Annotated in this window: 15 protein-coding genes and 1 pseudogene; 5 read left to right on the plus strand and 11 right to left on the minus strand. The window is 64.4% G+C overall.

Annotation, left to right across the window (positions count from 1 at the left end):
* The gene (locus P3T43_RS02210) at nt 1–4941 is read left to right on the plus strand and encodes a response regulator (RefSeq protein ID WP_429279378.1); all 4941 of its coding nucleotides are present in this window, start codon (nt 1–3) and stop codon (nt 4939–4941) included.
* Nucleotides 4942–4975: 34 nt separating this feature from the next.
* On the opposite strand, the gene metG is transcribed toward P3T43_RS02210, so the two are convergent.
* A complete protein-coding gene (gene metG / locus P3T43_RS02215; protein WP_429279379.1) occupies nt 4976–6496 on the minus strand; it encodes a methionine--tRNA ligase in 1521 nt (506 codons plus the stop codon).
* A 408-nt stretch (nt 6497–6904) separates the two neighbouring features.
* Here metG and P3T43_RS02220 point away from each other — a divergent pair, with 408 nt between their 5' ends.
* The gene (locus P3T43_RS02220; protein WP_429279380.1) at nt 6905–7810 is read left to right on the plus strand and encodes a LysR substrate-binding domain-containing protein; all 906 of its coding nucleotides are present in this window, start codon (nt 6905–6907) and stop codon (nt 7808–7810) included.
* Between the two features lie 302 nt (nt 7811–8112).
* Nucleotides 8113–9126 (plus strand): annotated as a pseudogene (locus P3T43_RS02225) (acyltransferase family protein); the annotation flags it as partial.
* An 89-nt stretch (nt 9127–9215) separates the two neighbouring features.
* Here the strand turns inward: P3T43_RS02225 and P3T43_RS02230 are convergent.
* The 7 genes from P3T43_RS02230 to P3T43_RS02260 all read right to left on the minus strand — a co-directional run bounded on the left by P3T43_RS02230 (nt 9216) and on the right by P3T43_RS02260 (nt 16534).
* Nucleotides 9216–11081, minus strand: a complete 1866-nt coding sequence (locus P3T43_RS02230; RefSeq protein WP_429279381.1) for a diguanylate cyclase domain-containing protein — start codon at nt 11079–11081, stop codon at nt 9216–9218.
* Nucleotides 11078–12205 carry an extracellular solute-binding protein gene (locus P3T43_RS02235; protein ID WP_429279382.1) on the minus strand — a complete coding sequence of 376 codons (1128 nt, stop codon included), beginning with the start codon at nt 12203–12205 and terminating at the stop codon, nt 11078–11080. The genes P3T43_RS02230 and P3T43_RS02235 overlap by 4 nt, the downstream gene beginning before the upstream one ends.
* A gap of 1 nt (nt 12206) precedes the next feature.
* The gene (locus P3T43_RS02240; RefSeq protein WP_429279383.1) at nt 12207–12581 is read right to left on the minus strand and encodes a hypothetical protein; all 375 of its coding nucleotides are present in this window, start codon (nt 12579–12581) and stop codon (nt 12207–12209) included.
* An 83-nt stretch (nt 12582–12664) separates the two neighbouring features.
* A complete protein-coding gene (locus tag P3T43_RS02245; protein ID WP_429279384.1) occupies nt 12665–14110 on the minus strand; it encodes an NAD-dependent succinate-semialdehyde dehydrogenase in 1446 nt (481 codons plus the stop codon).
* Nucleotides 14111–14273: 163 nt separating this feature from the next.
* On the minus strand, nt 14274–14603 hold the full coding sequence (locus tag P3T43_RS02250) for a hypothetical protein (protein ID WP_429279385.1): 330 nt from the start codon (nt 14601–14603) through the stop codon (nt 14274–14276).
* A 212-nt stretch (nt 14604–14815) separates the two neighbouring features.
* Nucleotides 14816–15658: an oxidoreductase gene (locus tag P3T43_RS02255; RefSeq protein WP_429279386.1), complete on the minus strand. Its 843-nt coding sequence runs from the start codon at nt 15656–15658 to the stop codon at nt 14816–14818.
* 129 nt (nt 15659–15787) lie between these two features.
* Complete coding sequence (locus P3T43_RS02260) at nt 15788–16534, minus strand: glucose 1-dehydrogenase (RefSeq protein ID WP_429279387.1); 747 nt, start codon at nt 16532–16534, stop codon at nt 15788–15790.
* A gap of 612 nt (nt 16535–17146) precedes the next feature.
* Here P3T43_RS02260 and P3T43_RS02265 point away from each other — a divergent pair.
* Complete coding sequence (locus tag P3T43_RS02265; protein ID WP_429279388.1) at nt 17147–18157, plus strand: helix-turn-helix domain-containing protein; 1011 nt, start codon at nt 17147–17149, stop codon at nt 18155–18157.
* Nucleotides 18158–18281: 124 nt separating this feature from the next.
* On the opposite strand, the gene P3T43_RS02270 is transcribed toward P3T43_RS02265, so the two are convergent.
* Nucleotides 18282–19589 carry an MFS transporter gene (locus P3T43_RS02270; RefSeq protein WP_429279389.1) on the minus strand — a complete coding sequence of 436 codons (1308 nt, stop codon included), beginning with the start codon at nt 19587–19589 and terminating at the stop codon, nt 18282–18284.
* Between the two features lie 245 nt (nt 19590–19834).
* Here P3T43_RS02270 and P3T43_RS02275 point away from each other — a divergent pair, with 245 nt between their 5' ends.
* Complete coding sequence (locus P3T43_RS02275; protein WP_429279390.1) at nt 19835–22105, plus strand: SulP family inorganic anion transporter; 2271 nt, start codon at nt 19835–19837, stop codon at nt 22103–22105.
* Nucleotides 22106–22143: 38 nt separating this feature from the next.
* Here P3T43_RS02275 and P3T43_RS02280 read toward each other — a convergent pair whose 3' ends face one another.
* Together P3T43_RS02280 and P3T43_RS02285 are read right to left on the minus strand one after the other, a co-directional pair.
* Complete coding sequence (locus P3T43_RS02280) at nt 22144–23163, minus strand: porin (protein ID WP_429279391.1); 1020 nt, start codon at nt 23161–23163, stop codon at nt 22144–22146.
* Nucleotides 23164–23168: 5 nt separating this feature from the next.
* The gene (locus P3T43_RS02285; RefSeq protein WP_429279392.1) at nt 23169–25598 is read right to left on the minus strand and encodes a glucose/quinate/shikimate family membrane-bound PQQ-dependent dehydrogenase; all 2430 of its coding nucleotides are present in this window, start codon (nt 25596–25598) and stop codon (nt 23169–23171) included.
* Between the last annotated feature and the right edge of the window lie 222 nt (nt 25599–25820).

A 25820-nucleotide genomic window follows, 5' to 3' on the forward strand; every position in this document is an offset into this window, starting at 1 on the left:
ATGAAGCCGGATAGCCGAACGGCTGACGCCTTGCGCGCCAGTTTGAGCACGACCTTCCTGGTCGGCGGCGGGGAAATGGGTGCGCTGATGCGCGCGCACGACTGGAGCGCGACCTCGCTCGGGACGCCGGAGAACTGGCCGCAGGGCCTGAAAACCGCGATCCGTATCATGCTCACTTCGCGCCAGCCGATCTGGATCGGCTGGGGCCCGCAACTGCTGTTCTTCTACAACGACGCGTACAAGTCGATTATTGGCGGCAAGCATCCGGTCGCGCTCGGCCAGCCGACCGAGGTCGTGTGGCACGAAATCTGGAGCGACATCGCGCCGCTGCTCGATACGGCGTTGACAGGGGCCGAAGGCACCTTCGTCGAGCAGAAGCTGCTCATCATGGAGCGCAACGGTTTTCCCGAGGAGACGTACTACACCTTCTCGTACAGCCCGATCCCCAACGACGACGGCAGCGCCGGCGGCATCATCTGCGCCAATAGCGACGACACCGCGCGGGTGATCGGCGAACGGCAACTGATGCTGTTGCGCGATCTGGCCGCCTCGACCGCGGATGCGCGTTTGTGGCGTGACGCCTGCGAGTTGAGCGTGCGCGCCTTGCAGACCGATGCGCGCGATATTCCGTTTGCCTTGTTGTACATGGCCGAACCGGGGGGCGCGGACGTTGCCCTCGCGGGCCTGAGCGGTATTGCGCGCGGCCACCGCGCGGCACCCGAAGCGATGCGCGCCGGCGACGCCGCGCACTGGCCGTTTGCGCAAGTGCTGGGCACGCAAAGCCCGATGGTCGTGACGGATCTGGCACAACGCTTTGGTGCCGGTTTGCCGAGCGGGCCATGGAACCGCGAACCGACCGAGGCGGTCGTGCTGCCCATCATGCCGGGCGGCGAGACGGCGCGGGCGGGCGTGCTGGTGGTCGCGCTCAATCCGTGCCGGCTGCTCGACGACGGCTACCGCACTTTCCTCAATCTGGTGGCGGGGCAGATCGGCGGGGCGATCGGTTACGCGCACGCCTATGAGGAAGAGCGGCGGCGCGCGGAGGCGCTGGCCGAAATCGACCGCGCCAAGACCACCTTCTTCTCGAACATCAGCCACGAATTCCGCACCCCGCTGACCTTGATGCTGGGTCCGCTCGAAGAACTGCTCGCGAGACCCGAGACGGCGAACCACGCCGATCGCAATCTGATCGAGATCACGCATCGCAACGGCCTGAGGCTCCTGAAGCTCGTCAACGCGCTGCTCGACTTTTCGCGCATTGAAGCGGGGCGTTTTCAGATCAGTCCGCAACCGACCGATATCGCCGCTTTCACCGCCGAGCTGGCCTCGCTGTTTCGCTCCGCCATCGAAACCGTCGGGCTGCAGCTGCAAGTGGATTGCGGAGCTGCTCCGCTGATCGCCGAGATCGATCGCGACATGTGGGAAAAGGTCGTGATGAATCTGCTGTCGAACGCGTTCAAGTTCACCTTCTCCGGTGCGATTACGGTGACGGTGAGGCAGACGCCGGACGGCAGCATCGCAATGAGCGTGGCCGACTCGGGTATCGGCATTGCGCCCGATGACATCGCGCGCCTGTTCGAACGGTTTCACCGCGTGGCTGGATCGCCGGGCCGCTCGGTCGAGGGCAGCGGCATCGGTCTCGCGATGGTGCAGGAGCTGGTCAAGCTGCACGGCGGCACGATCGCGGTCGAGAGCGTGCCCGGCACCGGCAGCCGCTTCACCGTCGTGTTGCCGCGCGTGAGCCAGGGCGCCGTCGCAACGGCGTCCGGACCGGCCGCACCGGCTGCGCTGAGCCGCAACGTCCTGGCGTATGTGGATGCCGCGCGGCGCTGGATTCCCGCTTCGAACCCGCTGTCCGAAGTCGAAGTCGACGAACCGCCGCCCTTGCTGGACGAGGCCGGAGCGCCGCCCGTCGTGCCTGCCGGACAGCTGGCCGGGCGCGTGCTGGTGGTCGACGACAACGCCGATCTGCGCGACTACATGCGCCGCATTCTCAGCCAGGCGGGGCACGAGGTGGCGGTTGCCGTGGACGGGCAGGATGCGCTGGAGGCGGCGCGGGCCCACGCTCCGGACCTGATCGTCTCGGATGTGATGATGCCGCGGCTCGACGGCTTCGGTCTGCTACGCGCGTTGCGCGGCGACCCCGAATTGCGCGAGACGCCGGTGCTGCTGCTTTCGGCCCGCGCCGGCGAAGAGGCGCGGGTAGGCGGTCTCGAATCCGGCGCCGACGACTATCTGACCAAGCCGTTCTCGGCGCGCGAACTGCTGGCCCGTGTAACGGGCAATCTGCAACTGGCCCGGCTGAGGCGGGAGACCGAACTCAAGTTGCGCGAAGAGTCGCACACCCTGGAGATCCTCAACCGCGTCGGCACCGCGGTGGCGGCGGAACTCGACCTGAGCCGCGCCGTGCAGGTGGTGACCGACGCGGCGACGGAGCTGACCGGCGCCGCCTTCGGCTCGTTCTTCTACAACGTGTACGACCCGCAGGCGGAACAAGCCGGCAGGAGCGGGCGCTACCGGCTGTACTCGCTGTCCGGTGCGCCGCGCGAAGCGTTCGCCAGCCTGCCGATGCCGCGTAACACCGCGTTATTCGAGAAGACCTTCAACGGCGAGGGCATCGTCCGGGTCGACGATGTCACGCAGGATCCGCGCTACGGCCTGAGCGCACCGTTTCACGGCATGCCGCCGGGGCATCTGCCGGTGCGCAGTTACCTCGCGGCGCCCGTCATTTCGCGCAGTGGCGAGGTACTCGGCGGGTTGCTGTTCGGCCATCCTGAGCCGGGCGTTTTCGACGCCCGGGCCGAACGCATCGTCGTGGGGATTGCGGCGCAGGCGGCCACCGCGATCGACAACGCGCGTCTGTATCAGGCGGCGCAAACGGAAATCGCCGAGCGCACCAAGGCCGAGCAAGCCCTGCGCGAGTTGAACGAGACCCTGGAGCGGCGCGTGAGCGAGGCCGTCGCCGATCGCGACCGGCTGTGGGAACTGAGCGAGGATCTGCTGGTGGTGGCCGATTTCGACGGCGCACTGCAGCGCATCAGTCCGTCATGGCACAGCACGCTCGGCTATTCGCAGCATTGGCTGATGTCGCACTCGTATATGGAGCTGGTTCATCCCGACGATGTCGAGCTGGTCACCGAACAACTGGCGCGCTTGCGGCGCTCGGGCGTGCCGGCGCGTTACGAGACCCGCCTGAAGCGCACCGACGGATCGTGGCGCTGGATCGCCTGGACCCTCTCGCTCGACCGGGCCTCGGATCGCATTCACGGCGTGGGGCGCGACGTCACCACCGACAAGGAAACCGCCGAAGCCTTGCAGCACGCCGAGGAAGCGCTGCGGATGGCGCAGAAGATGGAGTCGATCGGCAAGCTGACCGGCGGCGTGGCGCACGATTTCAACAACCTGCTGCAGGTAATCGGCGGCAATCTGCAACTGCTGGCCAAGGACGTGGCTGGGGTCGAGCGGTCCGAACTGCGGGTGCGCAACGCGCTCGCCGGCGTGGCGCGCGGCGCGAATCTCGCCTCGCAGTTGCTGGCCTTTGGCCGGCGTCAGCCGCTCGCGCCGAAGGTCGTCAATCTCGGCCGCTTCATTCGCGGACTGGACGACATGTTTCGCCGGGCGCTCGGCGACGGCATCGAGATCGAGACGGTGGTATCGGGCGGATTGTGGAATACGCTGGTCGATCCGTTTCAGGTCGAGAACGCGCTGCTCAATCTGGCGATCAACGCGCGCGACGCCATGCGCGGACACGGCAAGCTCACGATGGAAGCGGGTAACGCCTCGCTCGACGACGCCTACGCGCAGCGCAATGCGGATGTGACGCCCGGCCAGTATGTGATGGTGGCGCTCACGGATACCGGCTCAGGCATGCCGCCGGAAGTGCGCGAACATGCCTTCGAACCGTTCTTCACCACCAAACCGGAAGGTCAGGGCACAGGACTCGGGCTCAGCATGGTGTACGGCTTCGTCAAGCAGTCGGGCGGCCACGTCAAGATCTACAGCGAGCCCGGTCACGGGACGACGGTGCGGCTCTATTTGCCGCGCGTGCGTCAGGAGGAGGACCGCGAGACCCAGCTCGACGCGGGTCCCGCCAAGGGCGGTGCGGAAACGGTGCTGGTGGTCGAGGATGACGAGGATGTCCGCTCCACTGTTGTAGAGATGCTGACGGAGCTGGGCTATTCGGTCCTCAGGGCAAAGGACGCGCAGAGTGCGCTGGCGATCGTGGAAAGCGGCGTGCCGATTCATCTGCTGTTTACCGATGTGGTGATGCCGGGGCCGCTGCGCAGCACGGAGCTGGCGCGCAAGGCGCGCGAGCGCTTGCCCGCCATTGCGGTGCTGTTCACCTCGGGCTATACCGACAACGCGATCGTGCATGCCGGCCGGCTCGACGAGGGCATCGAACTGCTCAGCAAGCCGTACACCTACGAAGCGCTCGCGCGAAAAATCCGCCATGTGATGCGCAATCAAATCGGGGAGAGCGTGGATGAGGGTACTGCCGGGGTGCAGGATGCGAGTCTTGCGGCGCTCGTCGATGGGCGAGGCGCTGCGGGAATCGAGGCCGTACACGCGGCCGATGCCCTCAATCGTCTGCGCATCCTGTATGTCGAAGACGACGAGCTGGTGCGCCTGAGTACGGCTGAATTGCTGCGGACATTCGGACTGCAGATCGTCGAAGCCGGCAGCGATGTCGAAGCGCAGCGCATTCTCGCCGCGCAGCCGGTCAACGTGCTGCTGACCGATGTCGGGTTAGCGGGTAAGTCGGGCGTCGATCTGGCGATCGATGCATGCCGGGGGCATCCGCAACTGCAGGTGATTTTCCTGACCGGCTACGACCTCGTGCTGACGCCTGAACAGCGGGTACTGCTGCATAACGCCATCCCGCTGCGCAAGCCGTATGACCCGCTGGCGCTGATCGGTTTGCTGCAACGCTGCGCGAGGTGAAGCCGAAGCAACGCGGACATCACCGCCAATCAATTCAGGCCGCCCGTTTGGGAAACAGAATGCCTTCCTTGACGAGGCTGCCGGGTTTGACGCCATCGCCCCACGCGCGATGCCATCCGGGGCCATCTGTCACGCCGAGCCAGCCTTGCAGCTCGCTCATCTTGCCCGGCATCACGGGATGAAGCAGGTTCGAAACGCAACAGAGCCCTTCGAGCAAGGTGTGGAGCACGGTATCCAGGCGCCCGGCGCTCTGGGCGTCTTTGGCCAATGTCCAGGGCGCGCTGCTCGCCACATACGCGTTGAGCTGTTTCACGAACTCCATCACCTGTTCGGCGGCGCGGCCGAGTTTCATTTCCTCCACCAGAGCCAGCACGGCCGACGGCAGTGCGGCCGCCCGCGTGATCAACGCCTCGTCGGCCGCCTCATGGCGTCCGGGTGCGGGCACGCGAGCGCCGCGGTACTTCACCACCATCGACAAGCTTCGCGCGGCAAGGTTGCCCAGGTCGTCGGCCAGATCGCGATTCAGACGCTGTTCGATCACCGCTTCGCTGATGATGCCGTCGAAGCCGAAGCTCACTTCGCGGATCAACGTATAGCGCAGCGCGTCGACGCCATAGGTGTCGGCAGCCGCGAGCGGATCGACGCCGTTGCCGAGCGATTTGCTCATCTTGCGCCCATCGGCGCCCAGCAGATGCCCGGATACGTGCAGACGCTGGTACGGCGCGATCCCTAGCGCGTGCGTCATGCTCAGCCAGAAGAGGGTATGCGTGCGCAAAATATCCTTGCCGATCACATGCCGCGCCGCAGGCCAGAAGTCAGCAAAGTCCGCCTGATCGGGATAGCCTAGCGGCGAGACATAGCTGAGCAGGGCATCGAACCAGACATAGGTGACGTGCTGCGCGTCCCATGGAATCGGGATACCCCACGCGAGACGCTGCACCGGTCGCGAGATGCTCAGGTCGCCTATCGGTTCTTCCAGCAGCCTGAGGACTTCGTTGCGGTACTGCGCGGGCTGGATCAGATCGGGCGTGTCGAGCAGCAACTGACGCATCCATGCCCGGTGCGCCTCCATGCGAAAGAAGTAATTGGGCTCGCGCCGCACCACGGGCGGCTCCTTGTCCTCCGGCAGCTTGCCGTCCACCAGTTCCTTCTCGGTGACGAAGCGTTCCTGGCCGACCGAGTAAAGGCCTTCGTAATCCGCCAGATAGATCTCGCCGGCGTCGTACAGACGCGTCAGGCACGCCGACACCACCCGCGCGTGATCCGGCGCCGTGGTGCGCACGAACCGGTCCGGCTCGACCGACAGACGCCGCCACGCCTGCTGGAACGACTGCGCGTGGCGTTCGGCGAACGCGCGAGGCGCCTCGTTGGCCTGCATGGCGGCCTTGGCGATTTTCTCGCCGTGCTCGTCGGCGCCGGTGAGCAGCATGACCCGGGCGCCGGCTGCACGAAGATAGCGGGCCATGATGTCGGCATGGACGCTTGCGTAGGCATGGCCCATGTGGGGCCGGTCGTTCACGTAGTAAATGGGCGTGGTGATGTATCGGTACGTCATTGCCGCTCCAGAAAAGAAAAAGGACGCCAGCGGCGTCCTTTTTTAGAAGCAAAAAAGCCCTCAGCGCCTAGGGGGAGAACCTGCCAGGAACATACGCATCGAACGAGCGGGGGCTTGGATAGCGTGGATTTTCATCGAGACCAGGGAAAGGCGAAATGGCGGCACGAGCCGCAATGCTTTTAATCGTGCCAGCAAATGCCGTCACTGTCCAGCGGCGGCGGGCGCGCAGTGGCAGTGAGTGAGGGTCAACCCGCGCGACACGCGCCTCGCGGCACACATTGAGCCAGCGCTCGGACATAATGTCGGCAACGGTGCCGTCCGCGCACCGGTGGCCGTTCGCACCCGACCCGGCACGGGCGAGCGGTGCCCGACATGCCGTGTCACGATGACTGACGAGGATTACCCCGTATGGATCGCCTCCAGGCAATGGAAGTCTTCACCCGCGTGGTCGAGACCAACAGCTTTTCGAAGGCAGCAGAACTGCTGGATTTGCCGCGCGGCTCGGTGAGCAACCTGATTCAGGCGCTCGAACAGCATGTCGGCGTCCGCCTCCTGAACCGCACCACGCGCCAGGTCAGCGTCACTGAAGACGGTGCGCTGTACTACGAACGTTGCGTCGGCATCCTGGCGGAGATCTCCGAGGCGGAGTCGTCGCTGTCGAACAAGCGGCAAAGTCCCGCGGGCACCATCCGGGTCGATACCTCGGGCACCCTGGCGAAGGCGTTGCTGTTGCCGGCCCTCGGCGACTTTTACCAGCAGTACCCGGAGATCGAAGTGCGTCTCGGCCTCGCGGACCGCAATATCGACCTGATTCAGGACGGCGTCGACTGCGTGATCCGCATGGGCTTTCTGGAAGAGTCGAGTCTCGTCGCGCGGCGCATCGGCAATTCGCGCATCACGACCTGTGCGTCGCCCGCGTATCTTGCCGAGCATGGCACGCCAACCACGCTCGAAGAGCTGCAGGGGCATCGCGCCGTCAACTATGTGTCGGCGCGCACCGGCAAGGTTTTCCCCTTCGAATTCCAGGCGAACGGCGAAGTGGTCAAGGTGACCCTGGACGGCGCGCTGGCGGTGAACGACGGCACTGTCTACATCACCGCGGGTACGCTGGGCTACGGCATTATCCAGCCCTCGCGTTTCATGGTGGCGGATATGATCGCGCGGGGCGAGTTGCAGGAAATACTCACCGCCTACACGATCCCGTCAACACCGTTGTCGATTCTGTATCCGCATCGGCGCATGAGTTCGCGCGTACGCGCATTTACCGAGTGGATCACTGAACTCGCTAACCGGCATCCGGATCTCGGTGTCTGAAACGACGCCGCGCTGCGTGCCATTCGCAACGGAAACGGCTGGTGAAGCCGGCTAGCCAAGCCGGTTAAAAAGCGCGGCGTGCTGCCCAGGTCGGCGCGGAATTATTTTTTTACAACAAACTATTTGGCGCGAAAAAGGCGGCATTTCTTTAAATTTCCGCGTTGCGCCGCTGCAGTTTTTTTCTCTTCCATGACGTCCTATGATGGCCTGAGTGCGCCGCGCGAGCGGCCTCTCAACCGTGTCGCCACGGCCTTCAGCAATCCGCATGTGACAGGCATGCACCGAACCGGACGACGGCACTCATGGACAACAGGATTCGCGGTTTCGACGGACTACGTGCTATAGCGGTGCTGATGGTGTTCCTGCAGCATCGGGTGCTGGGCAGTCGCGCTGAGGCGGGTCATCTCGGTGTATGGATTTTCTTCGCGCTGAGCGGCTTTCTGATCACCGGTATTCTGAGCGCCCAACGCAGAACCATCGAGGCGGGCGCGAGCGAGTTCCTCGTCGAACTGAAACGCTTTCTGCTGCGCCGGACGCTGCGCATCTTTCCGGTCTACTACCTGCTGCTGGCAATCATGGCAGTCCTGATGATGCTGGGACATGCCAGTCCTCAACTGAAAGGCGGCCTGCCATTTCATTTTGCTTACCTGTCGAATCTGTGGATCGGCGGCGTGTTGCGTTACTGGCCCGGCCCGTGGTCGCATCTGTGGAGTCTTTCGATCGAGGAGCAGTTCTATCTGTTCTTTGCGCCGCTGCTGCTGTTCATACCGGTGCGCTGGCATCTGCTGGTTTGCTACGCAGTCCTCGTGACCGGTGTGGTGTCCACCTTGTCGATGCGGGCGGCAGGCACGCCGGATATTGTGATCTACACGCACCCGTTGACCAACTTCTGGATGCTGGCACTTGGCGGTATCGGCGGGGCCTGGCTGCGCAGGGAAGGCTCGATACTGCGAGCGCTTCTGTTACGGCCGTCGAGCTTCATCGTATTGCTGCTCGGCGTAGCGGTGCTATGTACGACTGAGCCGGACTGGACGACGGCTTCGAACCCTGTCGTCTACACGTTCGTCTGCACGCTCTACGGCACGTGCATTGCGTCCATCGTGTGTGCCATTGCGTGCAGTGGCAGCAGCCTAGTGGTTGGCGTGCTGGAAACACGCTGGCTGGCGTCGCTGGGACGCATCAGCTACGGCTTCTACCTCTATCACAACTTCGTGCCGGATCCGGCGCGGCTGAACCGCGTGGAGGCGCTGTTCCATGGCGCGGGCGAGCCGGCCTGGATACGGCTTGCGGGGATCGTGATTTCTTTTGGCGTCTCGCTGTTGCTGGCGAAACTCTCGTGGCGTTTTATCGAAGCCCCTATTCTGGGCCGCAAGGCGGAGTGGACGCGGCGAGTGGCAGGTGCCTCTCACCCCGCTATTTCTCGAGCCGCCGCGGGTCCGACGCGCTCCGCGTCCGCATCGCCGTCCCGCGCGACATCCGTCGCGCCATCAGACTCGCCGGTGGCCGGCGCGCCGGTGGTGCGCGTACGCGTGGCGAGCAGGTCCTGATAGTGCAGCCACGACGGGTGGTCGCCCGATTTGGCCGCGTACATCGCGGCATCGGCATTGAGCAGCAAGGCTTCGGCGGAAGTGCCGTCGGCCGGATAGTGGCTGATGCCGATACTCGCGCCGACCAGCATCGATTGCCCATCGATCAGCAACGTGTCGTTCAAGGCGCGGATGATGCCGATGGCGATCTCCTGCGCGGCTTCGGTCGAACGGGCGCCTTTGATGAGCACGATGAACTCGTCGCCGCCGAGCCGCGCCACCATATCGCCCTGTGACTCGCTGCCGGACACGACCGCTTGCAGACGGCGCGCCACGGTGGCCAGCACCCGATCGCCGACGGCGTGCCCGTACTGGTCGTTGATCTGTTTGAAGCGGTCGAGATCGACGAACAGCACGGCGAGCCGCTCGCCTTTCGCGGCAGCCTCGTGAATCGCCGTCTCCAGCCGGTTGGCGAACATCATGCGGTTGGGCAGGCCGGTCAAGGCGTCGTGACTGGCGAGATGGACCAGCTCATGCTGCTTGTGATGGAGCACGTCGAGCTGCGAGCGCACTTCCAGGCGCATCCGGTCGAAGCAGCGCGCCAGTACGCCGATTTCATCCGTGCGCCGCAACGGCAAGGCGTCCATCGTATGGTCTGCGAAGAAATGGGTGGCGGCGTGCGCAAGCATGTGCAATGGCTTGGTCAGCGCGCGCGCGAACAGGATAGCGAGCAGAAACGCAAGGATGCTGGAGACCACCACCATGCGCACGATGCGCTCGCCGAGCAGCGTTGCGCCTGTCAGGACGTCGGAGAGCGGCCTGGCGAGCCCGAGGACGATGAAGCGGTTGCCGTCCGCGACGCCGAACGGCCTGCGGACGAACGCCAGCACGAGGCCGGAGGCCTGCTGAGGGTGCACCAGTCCGTTCATCAGCACATCGTTTTCCGCTTGCCGGAACAGCGGCGCGGTTGCCGGAAAGCTGTCCTGCATCAGGATGCGCCGTCCGCGGTCGAAACCGAAAGTCTGTGCGGCATTCGGGTGCACCAGGAAATCGCCCCATTCGTTGGCGAGATATACCTGGTAGTCCTGCGGTAAATCGACCTGCAGCACCTTGAGCAGGCTCGCCAGATCCACGTCGATCACCAGCGCGCCGACCACGCTGCCGTCCGCAGCCATCACGGGTGTAGCGAGGCGCAGCGTCGGCTTGCCTTCGGCGGAATGCGCGCCTTGCTCGTGATTGACCGTGATCGGCGAAATGTAGATGCCGCGCGGCGGCAATGCGAGCGTGTCGAATACGTAGGCAAACTGACCTTTTTCCTGCAGTCCGCTGGCTTCGACCCGCACCGCGCTCTGTGCGTTGCGGTCGAAACGGATCAGTTCCAGGCCATGATGCTGGCGCGTGATGAGGCGAATCTGCAGATAGCCGGGATGCGACGCCATGAAGCTGCTGAAAACTCTCGCCAGCCGTTCGCGGGCGGGGTTAGTGCCGGAACCGTCGTCGAATTGCGCGACTGGCGCGGTCGACGGCAGTGCGGCGAGCACCTGGGCGTCGGCGGCCATGTCGTCGATCGCCGCCGAAAAGCGCTGGCCCAGCATTCCGGTGGAGGTCAGCAGGTTCTGCTCGGCTTCGTGCACGAGCATCGTGCGATTGGCGTGGTACGCGTAGTAGCCGGTTGCCCCGGAGGCAACCACGCCGATGCACGCGAGCAGCAGCGAAAGCTTGATCGTGAGACCGGGGCGCATCATTGGAAAGTTTCCGGCAGATCGCCCGAGACGATCTTGCTCCACAGCGCTTCACGCCGCTCGACGTCGGTCACCGGGCGAATCCACACCAGATGCGCGTTGATATTGCTCTCGGGCGACGGCGTCAGCGTGTTGGCGAGGCCCTGGCGCCGGGTCAGGAGCGCGCTGACGTCCGGTTCGAGCATGGTGTTGATCCACGCGAGCGCGAGCGGGCGATTGGCTGCCGCACTCGTCACGGCCCAGCAATCGAGCCAGGCGAGCGCGCCTTCGTCCGGGATCACGTAGCCCACGTCGGCACCGGCACGGCGCAACTGTTCGAGTTGCTGGGTGCCGTAGTTACCGAACATCAACGCGACCTTGTGCTGGATGAAGAACGCCGTCGCTTCCTCGGGAAGCGTGTAGTAAGTGAGCAGATTGCGGCGCAGATCGATCAGCTTGAGAGCGATCGCGCGGCTTTGCGTGGCACTCAGCTTGAACGGGTCGCGATAGCCGAGGGCAAGCGCGGCAAACGAGAAATTGTGCTGCGCGCTATTGAAATCCAGCACCTTGCCGCGATAGCGCGGATTCCACAGTTCAGCCATCGAAGTCGGCGCCACCGCAATCTGCTTGCGATCGTAGATCAGACCCATCGACGAGTAGGTGAACGGAATGGCGTAAACGTTGCCGTCCGCCGTCAGCCCCTCGATCGACGAGCGCGCCTGAAAACGCGGCAATTGCCGGCGGGTATTGGGAATCTGCGTGAGATCGAGCGGCGCCAGCAGATTTTCGCGGGTGTAGCGCTGGATTTCCGCCGTGTTGGCGGCCAGTACATCGAACGGGGGCATGCGGCCAGCGTGCATGTTGTCCCAGAGCGCTTCGTCGGAATCGACCAGCGTCACTTCCACCTTCGCATGAAAGCGCGTTTCGAAGGCCTTCACCACATCGGGATCGGCATAGCCGGGCCACGCCAGCACCCGCAAGACGCTCTCGCTGGCGCTTGCCGGGGCAGCCGCGAACACGCAGCCGCAGGCGAGCAGCGAAAGCACAACCAGCGCCCGATAGGCGCGATAGATTTCACGCTGCGGGTTCACCGTTGTCCTAACGGATCGGGGCGTGCGATGCGAGATGAGCAGGAGGCCCCAGTGCATGTTATCGGTCCTTTGGCAAGCGTGTCACGGGATCCATACCGCTCAGCATCATGTGCCTGAATTCAGGCGCTTTCATGACTGCAACGGCGGTTGCCGCGCCGTCGATGCGCCTGAGCGAATCCTGATCTGTTGTTCGCCGTTTGCGAAGATTGCTGCGCGCCTCGTTCGTTTCGCGATCTGCATCTGGCTCGACACCCTGTCGTCGAAAATACGCGAGCACGCCTCTCGTCTGTTTAACGGCTTTTGCGGCCACATCTTGAGCTGCGCCGCCCGCGCTACGCTCGTGCGAATCTTTCAGAAAATAACAGTCGCAAGGGTTCGCGTAGCGGCCAGTGGAGCGCGATAAAACCGCCGGGCACCCGTTGCGCAGAGACAAAAAAAGCGGCCCCTCGCGGGGCCGCCTTGTGCTTCAGTGGATGAGGCAAAGCCTGCTTGCCAACCTCCTCGCAGATCAGCCGATCAGGACGACATCACCGTCACGGCCTTCGTCACCAGATAAGCTTCCACGGCTTCAGGGCCGCCTTCCGAGCCGTAGCCCGAATCCTTGACGCCGCCGAACGGCATTTCCGGCGTAGGCGTAGCCGGCTGATTGATCCACAACATGCCGACTTCAAGCTGCTGCGAAAGCAGATGCACGTTGGCGAACGACTTCGTGAACGCGTAGCCGGCCAGGCCGTACGGCAGACGGTTGGCTTCGGCAATGGCGTCTTCGAGCGAGTCGAAGCCGCGAATCGCCGCGATCGGGCCGAACGGTTCGTTGTTGAACACGTCCGCTTCGAGCGACACGTTGGTCAGCACGGTGGGGGCAAAGAAATTGCCTTCCGTGCCGATGCGCTCGCCGCCGGTGGCGACCGTGGCGCCGGTGGCGCGGGCGTCGTCGAGCACCTTGGCCATGGCGGTCAGGCGGCGGGCATTCGCGAGCGGCCCGAGGGTGGTGCCTTCGGCGAGGCCGTCACCGAGTTTCAGGCTCTCGGCGTGCTTGACGAGCGCCTGCGCGAACTCTTCGCGGATGCTGTTGTGGACCAGAAAGCGCGTCGGCGAAATGCAGACCTGACCGGCGTTGCGGAACTTCGCGCCGCCGGCGGCCTTGACGGCCAGCGCGACGTCCGCGTCGGCCGCGACGATCACCGGGGCGTGGCCGCCCAGTTCCATGGTGGCGCGCTTCATATGCTGGCCGGCGAGGGCGGCCAGTTGCTTGCCGACCGGCGTCGAGCCGGTGAAGGTCACCTTGCGGATGACCGGATGCGGAATCAGGTAACTCGAGATTTCAGCGGGGTCGCCGAACACGAGGCCGACCGTGCCGGGCGGCACGCCTGCTTCGACGAAGGCCTGCAGCAGGGCGGCCGGCGACGCCGGGGTTTCTTCCGGCGCCTTGACGAGGAACGAGCAACCGCTCGTCAAGGCGGCGCTCAGCTTGCGCACCACCTGGTTGACCGGGAAATTCCACGGCGTGAAGGCGGCGACCGGGCCGATCGGCTCTTTCAGCACCAGCGACTGGGCTGCCAGATTGCGCGACGGCACGACGCGGCCGTAGATGCGGCGGCCTTCGTCGGCGAACCATTCGATGATGTCAGCCGCCGACAGGACTTCGCCACGCGCTTCGGCGAACGGCTTGCCTTGTTCCTGCGTCATCAGGCGGGCGATGTCCGACGCGCGTTCGCGGACCAGTGCCGCGGCCTTGCGCATGGTGGTGGCGCGTTCGTTGGCGGGGATCTTGCGCCACGCTTCGAAGCCCTTTTGCGCGGCGGCGAGCGCGCGGTCCAGATCGGCGATGCCGGCGTGGGCGACCTTGCCGATCGGCTTGCCGGTGGCGGGATTGATGACGTCGAGGGTCTTGCCGCTGGCGGCGTCGCACCACTCGTTATTGATCAGGAGTCGGGTGTCGGTATAGCTCGATGTAGCCATGCTGGGTTCCTCTGATGGGTCGGGCGAGTGGCCGCGCCAGCGTGCTGGCGGCCGGAGATGGGGTGCTGACAGGACAATCTTAGCCGATTGTGGTTAAGGGCAGCAGCGGCACCGTCAGCCGCGGCCTGGCGCCGCCGTGGTGGAGCGCCGCGGTGGAGCACAGTCACTGCCCGGACGGCGGGACTGTATGCTGGTTGGCGCAGTCGGCGGTGGCGAGCATGCTGGCCTGGTCGGGCGTCATGGCCTGGCCTTGCGGGCTGTACACCTTGTCGATGATCGCGTTGACGGCCAGCCGGTCGGAGTCGTCCTTGTAGTATTTGGCGGCCTGGTCGAGCGCCTGGGCCTTCGTCTTCTTGTGCATGCGCCACGACGCGACTTGCCCGGCAATATCGCCAAGCGCGAAACATTGATCGCTGACTGTCTGCGCCGCCGCCTGCATGGCCGGTTGCGCGAGGCACACCGCAAACGCGGCTGTGATGACGACTCGCTTCATTCCCTGATCCTGTTGTGAGCTGGGCGACGGCTCACGCGAGGCGCTTGCCCGTCGCGTCCGAACCGTCGAACCAAACACGACAGTTTACCGGTAAGTGTGCGGCGCTGCCCTGTCGACGGGCAGGCCGGCAAACCGGCGGCGAGGGCACCGCAGCCCGCTTGCGGGACGTGCGGGCGGTGCGGGCGGTCTGCTCAGGCTGTCACCGCAGCAGGTCAGTCGAAGTCCGTCGAGCGTGAGACGCTCTCCCACTCCGCGATTTCGTCGCCTAGCGCCGCGAGTTTGTCCTGAACCAGCTTGAGCGCGTCGTTGCCGAGCACGAGGTGGACGGGCGGATCCGCGGCCTCGACCAGCCTCAGCAGCACTTGCGCCGCTTTGGCCGGGTCGCCGGCCTGTTTGCCGCTTTTTGCCTCGCGCGCCGCACGTACCGGATCGAACAGCGTGTCGTAGTCGGCGATGCTGCGGCCTGCACGGACCATCGAGCGGCCGGCCCAGTCGGTGCGGAAGGAGCCCGGTGCGATAGCGGTGACCTTGACGCCGAAACCCGCGACTTCCTTGGCGAGCGACTCGGAAATGCCTTCAAGCGCGAACTTGCTGCCGCAGTAGTACGAAATGCCCGGCAAGGTGATCAGGCCGCCCATCGACGTGATGTTGATGATGTGGCCCGTGCGGCGCGTGCGCATGCTGGGCAGCACGGCCTTGATCGTGGCCACCGCGGCGAAGACGTTGATGTCGAACTGGCGGCGCAGATCCGCGAGCGGCGATTCTTCGAGCGTGCCCTCGTGGCCATAGCCCGCGTTATTGACGAGCACATCGATCGGGCCCACTTTGTCCGTCATCCTGTCGATAGCCGGCGCGATCGCATCGAACTCGGTCAGATCGAGCACGATGGCATGCGCGCGGCCCGCGGCAAGCGCTTCGAACCCTTGCGCGGCGGCTTCATTGCGCACCGTGCCGATGACGCTATGCCCATCGTTCAAGGCGGCCTCGGCGAAAGCGCGGCCAAAGCCGGAGCTGACGCCGGTGATGAGGAAGGTTTTGCGGGAGGTGGAACTCATGGCGTAATAATCCTCTGACTTGTCGATCATTCGGAGCGGGCTCCATCGAGGAGCCCGCGCTGGCATGATTCTATGAGTCTCTGGATTTCCGCGTACGCCAATGGCGCGTTGCCGGCGCGCAGCCTGGCGTTAGCGTACGCCGCCGCCCGTCAACAGTTGCTCGCCCGTCACCCAGCCTGCGTCGTCCGAGGCGAGAAACACTGCGACTTTCGCGATGTCTTCGGGCCGGCCGAGACGCCCGAGCGGCGTTTGACCGACGACGTCGGCGGCCATCTCGGAGCCGATGATGCCGGCATCCGTCGTGCCTTCGGTTTCCACCATGCCCGGATTGAGCGTGTTGACGCGAATCTTGCGCGGTCCCAGTTCACGTGCCAGCACGCCGGTAATGGCATCGACAGCGCCCTTGGTGCCGGTGTACACGGCGCTGCCCGGCGGGGTGATGCGGCTCACCACCGAGCCGATATTGATGATGCTGGCGCCTTCGCCGAGGTGCTTTACGGCGGCTTGCGTCGTGAGCAGAAGCCCGAGCACGTTGATGTTGAAGTGGCGGTGAAAATGCGCTTCGGTGATTTCTTCGATCGGTGCGAATTCGTAGACGCCCGAGTTGTTGACGAGGATATCGAGGCGCCCGTACGTTTCGACGGCTGCGTCGATGATGCCTTGTGCGTCGGCGGCCTGCGAAACGTCGCCGCGCACGGCGATGGCGTTGCCGCCGTTCTGCGTGATGGCAGCCACTACCGCGTCGGCGCCAGCCTGGCTTGAAGCGTAGTTGACGACCACCGATGCGCCTTCAGCGGCGAGCGCCTTGGCGATGGCCGCGCCGATACCTTTCGACGCGCCGGTTACGACGGCTACTTTGCCGGTGAGCTTGGTCACGATTGAGTCCTTTCAGGGAAATCTATCGGAGCACGTGCGGCACGTTCTCCGCAAATGCAGTGAGGGTGGGGCTGAAAGAACTGTAATGGATTGATTGCGCGGGATCATTGCCCGCGCGACGAATTCATTTGCCGGGACGGGCGAACAATGGCGCGACAGTGCTGGCGGGCCTACGGCGGACCCGCAGGGGACTGGGGGCGCAGGCGCGCAAGGAGAATTTTTTGGCGAACTGGCACGCACGGTCAAGCGTGGCGGCAAAAGGCGCTGAGAATGGCGGCGGTTGCCAGAACGGGCGCGGGGCTCCGTTGGCCAACCCCCACAAAAACAAATCACGATAAAAAAAGCCGACCGGATTAACGGTCGGCTAATGATTCTGGCTATTCCGAGGGCCGTGCCAGAACCTGAGAGAGTGCGCATTATGGCATTGGCGGTCGCACCATGCTGTCCAATGCCTTACAGGCGCCGGTGGTCACGAGCGCACGCGTGCGCGGTTTCTGAATGATTTTCAGACCGGGGAACGAAAAAGTTCATGAAAAGTGAATTTTTCGGTTAAATTTCCGGTGCGACTGCCCCGGTCGCCTCAGACCCCACCCCAGCGATGCCTCGTTTCACATGAACGCCCGTGCTACCCCAGCCGATTTCGGCCGTCCGTTGCCCGCCGGTTTCGCGCATAGTCATTTCAGCGTGTTGGGGGAGTCGCCGCAGCGGCAATTGCTGGCCTGGCGGGAACGGGTCGGTCATGTGATCGACGTGCTGCCCTCGCGCGCCGAACTGGACAAGCCGTTCCACGCCTCGATCGACCGCTATCAGGTTGGCAAACTGGTATTCACGGACTGCCGCTCGGACCTGATGGTGCTCGAACGTTCACTGGCCCGGATCTCGGTCGACACGATCCGCGATTTCGTCTTTCACGTGTTTCTGGAAGGCGGCATCGAAGAGATCGCGGTGCCCACCAACCGGCGTTACAGCACCGCTTCGGTGGCAAGTATCGTGGCACTGGACATGGGCCAGCCGGTACGGATGCTGCGCAATGCATGCCGGGTCCTGACGTTCTTCGTCCCCGGTGAAATCGTGCAGGAAGTCTTCCCCGATCCGGAGGCGATCCACGGTCGTACGCTGCACGGCTCGACGCCATTCGCACGTCTGATCATCGAGCACATTTCAGCGCTCGCCCGCAATATCGCCTCCATGAGCACCGCCGAAGCGGACGGCGCCATCCGTGCAGGCGCCCAGCTTCTCGCCGCTGCGTTTGGCAAGGAAGCGGGACTGACCGGCAACGCGCGTGCAGCGGCCCGCGCCGTCATGTTCGGGCAGGTGCGGCGCCATATCAAGGCTCATCTGCACGAAGAAACGCTGTCTCCCGAAACCGTGCTCGACGCACTGCATGTGCCGCGCCGCAGCCTGTATCGGCTGTTCGAACACGAGGGCGGGCTGAATACGTATATCCGGCATCTGCGCCTGAGAAGCGCGGCTGACGACCTCGCGCGCTTTCCGCATCTGGCGGTGATGAATATTGCTTATGGCGTCGGCTTTAAAAGCGCCTCGGACTTCACGCGTGCTTTCCGCCGGGCGTTTGGCATGGCGCCGCAGGATTTTCGGGCGATGGCCGTCAGGGCGGTTTAGACACGAGGGCGTGGAAGCGGTGCGATGGCACTGCGGATGCAGTGCGTTCGGCGTCCGCGCGCGTGGGCGGGTTCAATGAGTGCCGAGTGCCCGGCGTGCAACTGCAGCATGCAGTGCCCAGCACCTACCGCTTGAACGGCCGTTCCTTGAACAGCAGCAGCGCACAAAAACTCACCGCACAGGCGGGCGTCACATACCAAGCCGCCGACATCGGATTGCCGGTCCACTTGATCAATCCCGTCACGATGAATTGAGCCGTTCCACCGAATATCGCGACGTCGAGCGCATGCGAAACCGCCGTGCCGCTCGCGCGCACCCGCACAGGAAGCGCTTCCAGCACCAGCAGCGTCGTGGCACCCGCGCCGAGCGCGAGCAGCAGGCTGATCAACCCGACGCCACCCAGAATGGGCAGCACGTCATGCGCATGCGTCATCATGAGAAACACGGGATAGACCAGCAAAGTCATGCATCCCGAGCTGAAGAGCGCCAGCGGTTTGCGACGTGGCATACGGTCGGCCAGCAGGCCGGCAAGCGGCGGGATGCAGGTCAGCAGAAGCGCGGAACAGGCGGACACCATAAAGCCGGTCATCGCGGGCATGTGCTTCACGCGCGTCATGTAGCCCGGCATGTAGTAGACCGTCGCGTAGACTGGCACGGTCTGGCCCATCATCATCAGCATGGCCAGTACGATGGTCTTGCCATGGGCGCGAAACATCTCGGCGAGCGGCGTGCGAGCCGCTCTGGCGCGCGTGGCGGGAAGCGGCACGTCACGTAAGCTCTGCCGCACGTACAAACCCAACGGCGCGATCAGCAGGCCGACCAGAAACGGTACGCGCCAGCCCCACTCGGCGAGCGCGTCCGGCGACATCGTGCGACTCAGTAGCAGCCCCAGGCTTGCGCCGAGCAGGGCGGCTGCGCCCTGGCTGGTGAACTGCCAGCCGAGCAGAAAGCCGCGCCGCGCGACGGGCGCGGACTCCATGACGAAACTCGCGGCGACGCCGATGTCGCCGCCCACCGCAAATCCCTGCAACGAGCGGCCGGCGACGAGAATCAATGGCGCGGCCACGCCTATGGCGGCAAACGACGGGCAGAGCGCGAGCGCGGCGGTTCCGATCGCCATCAGCCAGCAGGCGCGCACCATGGCTGCGCGGCGTCCGACGCGGTCCGCATAAGCGCCGATCAGCATCGCCCCGAGCGGGCGCATGAAGAAGCCGACGCCAAATGTGCCGACCGCCAGCAACAACGAGGTCAAGGGATCTTGTGCGGGGAAGAACTGCTGCCCGATCATGACCGCGAAGAATCCGTACACGGTGAAATCGAACATTTCGAGGCCGGTCGCGAGCGACGCCGCGATAACGGCTTTGCGAACCTCACGGCGGTTGTCCTGCAAGCCCTCCGGCTGGTCGCATTGCGCGACGAATGTCTTGAGCATTTTTTTATGGTGTGGTCGATTTTGGCGCGTGGGCTTCGTGTGACATACCAGGCCCACTGCAATGTGCATTTGAACATACCACGTTTGGTCAAATTGATTGCACGCGTGAAACGTCCTGGTCCGTCATTTCCCTCTTCACCTTGGGTTGACTAGCTGCATTGACGGGTTCATCAAGAGAATTTTTCATTGCCGCAGCAGATTTGCGGTGATGAACGAGAGGTATCCTCGAAGCGGCATGAGACCTCATGACGATCGTGTCGCAGGCAAACGGCTTCATCGGGCAAAGAGGCTCGGCGTATATGAAATCAGCGCGTCTCGGATTGGCAATGCGCGACGTGACCGGTGCTCTCGCCGGTGCGTTGACCGTGGTTCCTATCATCCTCAGTTGCGGCGCCGTGCTGTACGAAAGCATGGGGGCGGCCTGGGTGACGGCCGGCATATCGGCGGCCTTCGTTGCGGCGGTCGTGGCGGCCATCGTCACGGCGCTATTCGGTGGGGCGCCGTTGCACCTGAACTCGCCGAAAACCACCCATGCCGCGATCTTGTCGGGGTTGATCGCGAGCGTGGCGGCAGACCCATCGTTTGCCGTGGGAAGTGGCGGCGGCGCTGCGCTCGTGCTGGTGGCGTCGACCGCGCTGCTGGTTTCGGGCGTCGTTCAGACGCTTCTGGGCGCATCGCGCCTCGGCTTGCTGGTCAAGTTCGTGCCGTATCCGGTGCTGGCAGGTTTCATCAATGGCTTCGCGATCCAGATCATCCTGAATCAACTTCCCCGTGCGCTGAATATCGACGGTCCGGAAGAACTGCTACGGGCGTTCAACGGCACGGTGCCGGTCAACTGGTGGGCGTTAGGATTCGCATTCGTGTCCGGCGGCGTCGTCATGCTGGCGAAACAGCGCAGCGGGCCTGTGCCGGCGGCGCTGATCGGCCTCGTTGCCGGCACGGCGCTGCAGATGCTGTGCTTGCGGCTCTTTCCCGACGAGGCGCTGGGCGCCACGATTGGCGCCTTGCCACCCGGCATCCCGCTGAACCTGCGCATCGCCGATATCTTCCACTTCATCACCTCCGCAGCTTTTAGCAGTCACGCGGCGGTCATCCTCGCGACCGGCGTCACGATCGCACTCGTGTCGTCGATCCAGTCCCTGCTGAGCATTTCGAGCACCGAACAGCTTTTCGGCGCGCGCCACCGCAGCAATCACGAACTGATCGTGCAAGGCGCCTCCAACATCGCGTCGGCGCTGTTTGGCGGCGCACCCAGCGGCGGCTCGCCGAACCTCACCCGCATCGTGCATGCGAGCGGCGGCCGTACCGGGTTCGCCAATTTCGCTTACGCGTGCATGCTTCTCGCGCTGTCGTATGGATTGAACCGGGTGGTGGGCCAGATTCCGCTCGCGGTCATGGCGGGTGTCGTGATCGTGACCAGCGCGGAGGCGATGGACAAATGGACCCATCAACTGCTGATCGGCGTGGGTTACGGTGGCCATTCCTCGACCCGCTGGGAGATCTTTCTCAACCTCACGCTGGTGTTCGTGGTAACCGTGCTGGTCGTCCTGACCAGTGTGCTGGTGGCGCTGGGAGTGGGGTTCGCCGCGGCATTGGTCGTCTTCATCTATCGCTCGAATGCGCAAATGATCCGGCGCATCCAGCACGCGGTGCAGCTTCGCTCGAGGACGGAACGATCGCGTGCGGCGCTTGATGCGCTCGGCGTGCATGGTCGCCGGATCGCGGTGGTCGAACTCGACGGCCCGCTTTTCTTCGGCTCGGCGGAGCGGGTGGAGCGCGTGGTGGGCGATGAGTTGTCCGCGAGCGACTGGGTGTTGCTCGATCTGAAGCGCATCAGCCATTTCGACAGCAGCGGGGTCCTGATGCTGAAGCGGCTCGACGAACTGCTGGTCAGATCCGGGCGGCGTCTGTTTCTTGCGCCGCTGCTCGCCGGGGGGCGCCGTCGCAAGTTCCTGGTCGAATGGGGGCTGACGAAACCGGAAGCCGAGTTACGCGTCTTCGAAAGCGTGGACGCCGCGCTATCGCAAGCGGAGGACGAATTGCTCGACAAGCTGGCCGCGCCGGATAGCGACGAAGAAATCGAGCTTGCCGCCTTCCCGCTGACCCGCGAGCTGACCGATGCCGAGCGCGCGCTGCTGATCAGCCTCGCGACGCGCAGGCCGCTGGTTGCCGGCGACATCGTGCTCGGACGCGAGGCCCCGCGCGGTGGATTGCTGCTGCTGACGCGAGGCCGCCTCAGCGTCCTTTGGGAAAAAGACGGCAAGGCGTTACGGACTGCCAGCTATCGGGCGGGCATGGCGCTGGGCGAAATACCGTTGATGCTGGAGCGACAGCGTTTGCTGAAACTGGTGGCGGATACGCCGAGCGTCGTGCTGGAGATACCGCAGAGCGCACTCGACCATCTGGGCACGACGATGCCGGGCCTCGACGCCAGGCTGATGCGCAATCTGAGTTCGGAAATCGGCTATCGCCTCTGCGATCTGCTTGCCACGATGCGAGACCTCGAAGGCGACTGAGCGCGCGCTCTTCGTGTGGTGTTCAGAACCGATCGTGTTCAGAACCGGTCGATCATCCCAAACTGCACGCCGCGAACGGGCGCACCGGGATAAGCGGGCGCGAGTCCTGTCACGTCGACGCCGCGCAGCGTGAATTCGGCGCTGCCATGATTGCGCAGCAGGCCGGCGCTCGCGTACAGCATGACCCGCGCCGAGAGGTCGTATTCGCAGGCGGCGCTGAACTGGTCGGCATTGTTGTCGCCACCCGACTGGTCTTGCAGGTAGGTGTATCCCAGCGAGGCACGCAAGCGCGCGGTAATCGCATAGCGTGCCGACACGGCGATGCCTTCGTCGTGATAACGCGGCGAGCCGCCATCGCCATTGAAGAACGACACGAACGCAGTGGTCTTGCCGAGTTCGTATGATACGCCGCCAAGATTCGCGCGCAGCCCGGTTGTCCCCGTGGTCTGCTGATGCGCGTACGACATGTGGAACGGCCCGTTGCGATAGGCGACGGTTTCGTAGTCGCCGGACAAACCGTTGCCGTTGCCGCTTTGCGGCAAGGCAACCATCAAGGTCGTCGTGAAGCCGTACAGATCGGGCGACAGATACGCGAAGCCGTTGTTCGTGTACGGCGTGATCTTCGACAGGTTGTTCAGTCCGGACGCGATGGTGCCGGCGCCGAAGGCATCCAGATCGCCCTTGAATGGAATGTAGATCGGCGAGTACTGGCGCCCGAGCCGCACTTCGCCCCATGGCGCGCCCACGCCGATCCAGGCCTGGCGGTTGAACAGAGTGCCGGCCGTCGCAAGCGCCCCGTTGCCCGAGTTGAAACCGTTCTCGAGATCGAACAGGATGTGCGTGTCCGAACCGATCTGCTCCGAGCCACGCACGCCGACCCGCGATCCACGATAGGCGCCCGAATCCACCCGGGGTGTCCATGAAGAACCCGGGTTGGTGATTTCGATGCTGGTATCGATCAGGCCATACAGCGTCACCGAACTTTGCGCGTGGACGCACTGGGCGACACCGCCCAGCGCGAACCAGACCGCAACCGCGCACACCGCCTGCTTGCGCACGCGGCTCAATTCCCGTCAGGCAAAGCGTAGGCGATGACGTAATCGCCCAGTTTCGTGCCGAACGAGCCATGCCCGCCCGCCGCAATGACCACGTACTGCTTGCCATTGACTTCATAGCTCATTGGCGTGGCCTGGCCGCCTGCGGGTAGACGGGCTTGCCACACCTGCTCGCCGGTATTGGTGCTGAAAGCGCGAATATAGTTGTCGGCGGTGGCGCCGATAAAGAACACCTCGCCCGCAGTGGTCATCGGGCCGCCGAGCATGGGCATCCCCATCTTGAACGGAAGCGGCAGCGGCGAGCTGTCGCGCACGGTGCCGATGCGCTTCTTCCAGACGATCTGATTGGTCTTCAGATCGATGGCCGAGACATAACCCCAGGCCGGCTGCTTGCATGGCAAGCCAAGCGGCGACAGAAACGCGTTGAGCGTCACGCCGAAACGCGCGCCATACTGCGGCTGAATGCCGGATTCGGTGCCGCTGCCGCCTGCGTCGCTGGCGGCGGGTTGCAGGGGATTGCCTGGACCGCGCGGCATCAGCCGTGAGACGAACGGCAGCGCAATCGGATTGGTGATCGCGATCTGCCGATCGGTGTCGACCGCCATGCCGCCCCACTCGAACATGCCGAGATTGCCGGGGAAGACCAGCGTGCCATTCACCGACGGCGGCGTGAAGGTGCCGTCATAGTTCAGGCGGTGAAACATCACCCGGCACACCATCTGATCGAACATCGTGGCACCCCACATATCGGCGCCCGTGAGGTTTTTGCCCGGCCGGTAGGTCAGTTCGGAGAACGGCTGGGTGGGCGACACGTGATCGCCTGGCGCCGCGCCTTGTGGCACCGGCTCTTCGGGCGCCGGGACCACCAGCGCGCCGGTGCGGCGATCGAGGACGAAGATGTTGCCGGTCTTGGCGGGCGCGTAGACCACCGGCACCTCGTTGCCCGCTTTGTCGGTGATATCGGCCAGCGTGGGCTGGGCGGGCAGGTCCATGTCCCACAAATCGTGATGCACCGTCTGATAGAACCACGCCAGCTTGCCGGTCGTGGCGTGCAGCGCGAGCAAGCCGCTCGCGTAGCGCTCCTCCTCCGGCGTCCGGTTGCCACCCCAGATGTCCGGCGTGGTGACACCCATCGGCAGGTAGACGATATCGAGCTTGGCGTCGTAGACCGCGGGCGCCCATGAATTCGGCGAATTCAGGGTGTAGTGTTCCCCTTCGCCTGGAATCACGTTCGGATCCTTGTTGCCCGGATCGAAGGCCCAGAGCAGCTTGCCGGTATCGACATCGAAACCGCGGATCACGCCGGAAGGCTCGCGGGTCGAATAGTTGTCGGTGACCGCGCCCGCGACGACGATGACCTTGTCGGTGATGACCGGCGGCGAGGTCGGTTCATATTGACCCGCCGTGGTCACCGGCTGGCCGTGCTGCAGATCGAGGTCTCCCTGGTTGCCGAAAGCCGCGCAGCGTTGTCCGGTTTGCGCGTCGAGGGCGAACAGATGGCCGTTGTTGACCGGCAGGTACACGCGGCGCACGCAAAGGGCGGCCGCGGCGCCCGAGGCAGGCGGGTTGGCGGTGTCACCGGTGCTTGCCGCGGCTGCGTCGTGCGTGTCGCGCATGTCGTGATACGACACGCCACGACACGTCACGTGCTGAAAGCTCGGATCGGTGACGAGGCCCGGGTCGAATTTCCACGCCAGCTTGCCTGTCGCGGCATCCAGCGCGAACAGGATCTGATGCGGCGAACACAGGTAGAGCATATTGCCCACCTTGATAGGCGTCACCTCATTGGTCGTCTCGACCGGGTCGGTGGGACGCTTCGTGTCGCCGGTCTGAAATGTCCACGCGACCTGCAGGTTCTTCGCGTTGTCCGCGGTGATCTGTTTGAGCGGCGAGTAACGCGTGCCGTGCTGCGTGCGGCCGTAGGCTGGCCAATCGCCATCCGGTTGAGTCGGGGGCGCGCCCGGCGCCGCCGAAGGTGTCGCACTCGCGCTCAGAATTCCGTTGATTTCCTGCGGATCGTTGAAGGACGCATACACGAGCACCACGCCGCTGAGAACCAGCGTGCCGGCCAATGCCAGTGCCGCCGGTTTCACGGGGGCATCGAGCGTGCGGTGGACAAACGGTAGCAGCAGCCAGATGCCGAAGACCACCAGCACATCGAGTCGCGGCGTCAATGCCCAGAAGTCGAAGCCGGCTTCCCACACCGCCCATCCGATGGTGCACAGCAGCAGTAACGCGTAGAGGCCGAGTGCACTCGCCCGGCGGCGGTACAGCAGCGCGGCTGTCACGAGCATGACGGCACCGGTGACGACATAGTACGGCGACCCGCCGATGGCTGTCAGCCACACGCCGCCGATCAGCAGATACAGGCCGGCGAGGGCTGCGAACAGGACACTCAGGAGACGGCCTACGTCCGATGTTGCGCGCTTCTGCATCATGTGCACCTCTTGGACTTATATGAACGATGGGGCTGCCGGGCGGCTAACGGCGTGCGTTGCAGAAACTTCGCTGCGTGCTCGCAGGTGCAACAAACGCGGCCCATGATGTCGAGCATCGCTGTGCGTGTGAGTAGCACGGTTCGGGCCCGCTCGAACACTGTATGCGACAGCGCGGCGGATTGCTAACCACGTGAGCTTACTATGCATTGTCCGTATCGATAG

This window comes from Paraburkholderia sp. GAS41 (assembly GCF_050436545.1).
Lineage (GTDB): Bacteria > Pseudomonadota > Gammaproteobacteria > Burkholderiales > Burkholderiaceae > Paraburkholderia.

What these genes read in the sequence shown, in the direction of transcription:
- P3T43_RS02210 (WP_429279378.1), top strand. Translation starts at nt 1, where the DNA reads ATGAAGCCGGATAGCCGAACGGCTGACGCCTTGCGCGCCAGTTTGAGC.
- metG (WP_429279379.1), bottom strand. Translation starts at nt 6,496, where the DNA reads ATGACGTACCGATACATCACCACGCCCATTTACTACGTGAACGACCGG.
- P3T43_RS02220 (WP_429279380.1), top strand. Translation starts at nt 6,905, where the DNA reads ATGGATCGCCTCCAGGCAATGGAAGTCTTCACCCGCGTGGTCGAGACC.
- P3T43_RS02230 (WP_429279381.1), bottom strand. Translation starts at nt 11,081, where the DNA reads ATGATGCGCCCCGGTCTCACGATCAAGCTTTCGCTGCTGCTCGCGTGC.
- P3T43_RS02235 (WP_429279382.1), bottom strand. Translation starts at nt 12,205, where the DNA reads ATGCACTGGGGCCTCCTGCTCATCTCGCATCGCACGCCCCGATCCGTT.
- P3T43_RS02245 (WP_429279384.1), bottom strand. Translation starts at nt 14,110, where the DNA reads ATGGCTACATCGAGCTATACCGACACCCGACTCCTGATCAATAACGAG.
- P3T43_RS02250 (WP_429279385.1), bottom strand. Translation starts at nt 14,603, where the DNA reads ATGAAGCGAGTCGTCATCACAGCCGCGTTTGCGGTGTGCCTCGCGCAA.
- P3T43_RS02255 (WP_429279386.1), bottom strand. Translation starts at nt 15,658, where the DNA reads ATGAGTTCCACCTCCCGCAAAACCTTCCTCATCACCGGCGTCAGCTCC.
- P3T43_RS02265 (WP_429279388.1), top strand. Translation starts at nt 17,147, where the DNA reads ATGAACGCCCGTGCTACCCCAGCCGATTTCGGCCGTCCGTTGCCCGCC.
- P3T43_RS02270 (WP_429279389.1), bottom strand. Translation starts at nt 19,589, where the DNA reads ATGCTCAAGACATTCGTCGCGCAATGCGACCAGCCGGAGGGCTTGCAG.
- P3T43_RS02275 (WP_429279390.1), top strand. Translation starts at nt 19,835, where the DNA reads ATGACGATCGTGTCGCAGGCAAACGGCTTCATCGGGCAAAGAGGCTCG.
- P3T43_RS02285 (WP_429279392.1), bottom strand. Translation starts at nt 25,598, where the DNA reads ATGATGCAGAAGCGCGCAACATCGGACGTAGGCCGTCTCCTGAGTGTC.